Source organism: Mesonia oceanica (assembly GCF_902499555.1).
GTDB lineage: Bacteria > Bacteroidota > Bacteroidia > Flavobacteriales > Flavobacteriaceae > Mesonia > Mesonia oceanica.
The window spans coordinates 1-1,921 of the sequence record NZ_CABVMM010000044.1; the positions used below are offsets into that span (position 1 = coordinate 1).

Consider the following 1,921-nt stretch of genomic DNA (forward strand, 5'->3'; position numbering starts at 1 on the left):
GAAAAAATTGAAATTGACTCTCTGAATGTAACACACAGAGAATTAGAAAACATAATAAGAACATATAGAATACGAAATAATAAAAACTACCGCTAACAACGTGTATAATTCATTGCTATTACTCGCCTACTTACGAAAATCCTCGCGGATTTTCTACCAGCCTGCCGGCTGGCAGGTTCGGTTTGTATTTGCTAAATTAGTTGCTGAAACACGCAACGAAATCATACACAATTACATTAGCAATAATTGTAAAAAAAATCGTGACTAAAGAAAAACACTTATACCGAATTTTATTTCTTACTTCAATATTTCTATTGTTGATTAACGATTTTTACCTGAAATATGAATATCACAATTATCTGACTGGAAAGTTATCTGATTTTGCTGGACTTTTTGCTTTTCCTTATTTTTTCAGTTGTTTATTCCCGAAAAGAATTAGGCCGATTTATATCTTAACCGGAATTTTATTTATGTTTTGGAAATCGGAATTTTCACAACCTATTTTTGACTTTGCTCACTCTTACGGAATCGGAATTGACCGAACTGTAGATTACACAGACTTAATGTCTTTATTTATTTTACCAATTTCATACAAATATTGGAAACTGGATTTTCGACAAATAATACAGCCGAACAAAATTTGGAAACCCTCTATTATCGGAATTTGCGTCTTTGCCTTTATTGCGACATCTGTTGCAAGTGATTTTGGAGAAATTAATCTTAAAGCCAATTACAATACTGACCTAAACACAACATTAGAAAAAGCTCGTGAAACCAAATTATTTTTCGTCTCTTTAAAAAATGACAGATATTTATCGAAATTGACTATTCCAGAAAAAAGGGCAGAAATAAATGTCTTACTATTAATCAAGAAAAATGAAAATGGATTATTGAATATAAGATTAGACAGTATTTTAGATTACGAAGTTAAAGGAAGTGGGAATTTTTTTGGTGGTGGAGTTGACCAAGATGATATCGATTATGTCAAGAATATGAACACCTATGATTTTGAGAAATTATTTGCTGAACAAAAAATTGAACCATTAAAGAATAAATAACTATTGCCAACAAGCTGACCAAAAACCTCTGAATTGAAAATTAAACAGAATTATTTAAAAGGAAAATCCGTTTTCATAGTTTCATTACTCGTAATGGGAATTACAATTCTAACTGTTTATTTGACTGGAATTAATTATAACCGAAGTCTTACTTCAAATCTATATTTGTCTTTAGGAATTATAGCAACATCACTATTCCTATTTATGGCTTATGGACTTTATAAAGGAATTGGATTGATTGACAATTTCCCAAAGTTTCGGAATTTTAAACGAGGTGATATAATGGGAAATGCTTCACCAACTTTCGACACACCTTCAATTGATATTGGAGATGGAATTGGTGGATTGATTTTATCAATTCTCTTGTGGATTGGAATGACAATTTTGATAATTGTATTACTAATCGTTTTGGAAGCTGTTTTTTGGTTTTCCCTTTTTATAATTTTAGCAATGTTATATTGGATTTTTTTCAGGGCATTAAAATTTGTTTTTAATAAATCAAAAGATACAAAAGGAGATATTGGAATTTCAGCAATTTACTCGCTGACTTATACTCTACTCTATGTTGGTTGGATTTTCGGAATTGTTTATCTGACTGAAATAATGAAATAAAGCCAGTTGGCAACAAAGTACTGTAGTAAAAAACAAGTAAAAATTCATTAATTTTTCACTAAATTACTTCTATAAGCATCGTCATAAATCAACCCTGATTTTGCTATGGCAAAAGCTTGTTTTAGTAGCTTGTTGCATACGGCAATTAAAGCCAATTTTTTGCTCTTTCCTTTGGCCACTATTCGTTCATAAATTTCCCTGCAAGCTTTGTTATATCTACACGCATTAAAACTGCACATAAATAACAAATT

Annotated in this window: 2 protein-coding genes and 1 pseudogene; 2 read left to right on the forward strand and 1 reads right to left on the reverse strand. The window is 30.5% G+C overall.

Annotated elements, in window-relative coordinates; translation table 11 throughout:
* The first annotated feature begins 260 nt into the window (after window positions 1-260).
* Both FVB9532_RS19210 and FVB9532_RS19215 read left to right on the forward strand, forming a co-directional pair.
* A complete protein-coding gene (locus tag FVB9532_RS19210) occupies window positions 261-1,058 on the forward strand; it encodes a hypothetical protein (RefSeq protein WP_150546801.1) in 798 nt (265 codons plus the stop codon).
* 33 nt (window positions 1,059-1,091) lie between these two features.
* Window positions 1,092-1,670 carry a hypothetical protein gene (locus tag FVB9532_RS19215; protein ID WP_150546802.1) on the forward strand — a complete coding sequence of 193 codons (579 nt, stop codon included), beginning with the start codon at window positions 1,092-1,094 and terminating at the stop codon, window positions 1,668-1,670.
* Between the two features lie 47 nt (window positions 1,671-1,717).
* Here FVB9532_RS19215 and FVB9532_RS19825 read toward each other — a convergent pair.
* Window positions 1,718-1,921 (reverse strand): annotated as a pseudogene (locus FVB9532_RS19825) (IS110 family transposase); the annotation flags it as partial.